The following is a 1,633-nucleotide window of genomic DNA, read 5'->3' on the forward strand; positions in this document are numbered from 1 at the left end:
ATTTGGTGGCGGCGTTGGCGCGGCGCTGGCGCTGGCGCTGGCGGCGCTGCTGCAATCGGTGGTCAAATCGCGGCTGCTGCAGGCGAAACTGGGCCACCCGGTGTCGGGCTGGCGCTGGTCGCTGCTGATCGCTGGCCTGCCCATCCTCGGTCTGGGCCTGATCGTGCAGCGCACGCCGGAACCGATTCAGCTCACCATCGGCTTTTTCGGCATGTTGGGCAGCTATGTCTTCATCATCTGGCACATCGGTTTTCGCGGTGCCGATCGCCTGTTGTTCGCGCGCGGCTTGAAGAAGATCGAGGAAGAAGCCGCCAGCCTGCCGTTGGCGCCGTCACTGCCCATCGACAAGCTTTAATTCGGTAATTTCACCCAGCTGGCCAGCGCCGGATCGACATCGGCGGACGTGACCGGCCCTTCGCCGATGATCTGCACGATCACCGTGTCGTCGCTGTTGGAACCGTCCCAGTGGACGCCGCCGGCTGGATGGAACATGTAACTGCCGGCCGACAGAACCTGCGCCTTGTCGGGCGCGAAATCCGGCCCTGTGCCGGCAACCCAGCGACCCTGCAGCACCGTCACATGGCGATCACGGCTGTGATGGTGCGGCATGTCCATGACGTGCGGCGGGAATTTCACCCGGATCACGTATGTGCCGGGCTGCGACGGGTCGCCGGCGATCACCGCGCTCTGGGCACCCTGGCCATTCGGTATCGGCCGCCACTGCACGGCATCTGCCGGGACAGCGCGAAATCCGGCCGGCTGGGCAGCAGCTGCGCTGGCCAGCGCCAACGTCATCAACAACAGGCGCATCTGCATAACTTCACATCCCCGGCGGCGGTGCACCGAAAGCGTTGCCATCGATGGCCGCACCCGGCGTTCCGGCAACCACATTGGCATAGACTTCGGCCCCCAGTGGCGTCGTGGCAAGGGCAAAGCCCAGCGCCATCGCCGCTACCGGGGCCGCCAGCCCGATGGTCCATGCCGGATGCCAGCCTTCGCCGGCGCGCCATTCCCGCCACGCCAGATAGAGCGGGAACAACATGCCGGGGATGGAGACGATTTCCATCGCCCACGGGATCAGGAACGGCGAGGGCAGCAGTCGGCCGAACGCCGGCCCCATGATGGAGGCAAGCGCACACAGGTGCAGGCGGCGGTGCCAGCCGGTATCGCGCCGCTTGGCAATCGCCCCCAGCACCAGCGCCGCAAAGGCAACAAGCGACAGCGGGTTCTGCATCATGAAATATTGCGGCCGGAAAAAGAACGGCGTGCGCCCGGCCTGCGCGACGGCGATGGTGATGGCAAAACCTGCGGCGACCATGGCGATGATCCACGCCAGCCCCAACCAGCCCAAGGGCCGGTGCAAGTGCAACTTGCCGCTCGCCGCCAGTCCGGCCTGCAGCAACGACAGGCCCACCCAGCCAAAAAAGATGACGCCGTGGACATGCCAGATCAGCGGCATGGCAAAGGTCGATCGACCCATGCCGAGGTGAAAGGAAAAGGCCGCCGCAAAGATCAGCGCCATCACCCCGGTGATGCGCGCCTGCGTGCCCAGCCAGCTGTGGGCGCTTGTTGCCCGTGTCGCCATGATCGTTCGTCCCCCCCGGTGACCGTGGCGCAGTTTAATCCCCTGTGC

At 65.8% G+C, this 1,633-nt stretch carries 2 protein-coding genes and 1 pseudogene; 1 reads left to right on the forward strand and 2 read right to left on the reverse strand.

The genetic code is table 11. The features are described 5' to 3' along the window. Window positions 1-355 (forward strand): annotated as a pseudogene (locus tag RMO81_RS15070) (lipopolysaccharide biosynthesis protein); the annotation flags it as partial. Here RMO81_RS15070 and RMO81_RS15075 read toward each other — a convergent pair. Both RMO81_RS15075 and RMO81_RS15080 read right to left on the reverse strand, forming a co-directional pair. Further along, window positions 352-816: a cupin domain-containing protein gene (locus tag RMO81_RS15075; RefSeq protein ID WP_310476749.1), complete on the reverse strand. Its 465-nt coding sequence runs from the start codon at window positions 814-816 to the stop codon at window positions 352-354. The pseudogene RMO81_RS15070 and the gene RMO81_RS15075 sit on opposite strands and share 4 nt — an antisense overlap. A 4-nt stretch (window positions 817-820) precedes the next feature. Continuing rightward, the coding region (locus RMO81_RS15080; RefSeq protein ID WP_310476750.1) for a hypothetical protein at window positions 821-1,633 on the reverse strand (813 nt) is incomplete at its 5' end.

Source organism: Sandarakinorhabdus sp. (assembly GCF_031422795.1).
Taxonomy (GTDB): Bacteria; Pseudomonadota; Alphaproteobacteria; order Sphingomonadales; family Sphingomonadaceae; genus Sandarakinorhabdus.

Excerpts from the sequence above, each read along its gene's own strand:
- RMO81_RS15075 (WP_310476749.1), bottom strand. The coding sequence starts at position 816 with ATGCAGATGCGCCTGTTGTTGATGACGTTGGCGCTGGCCAGCGCAGCT.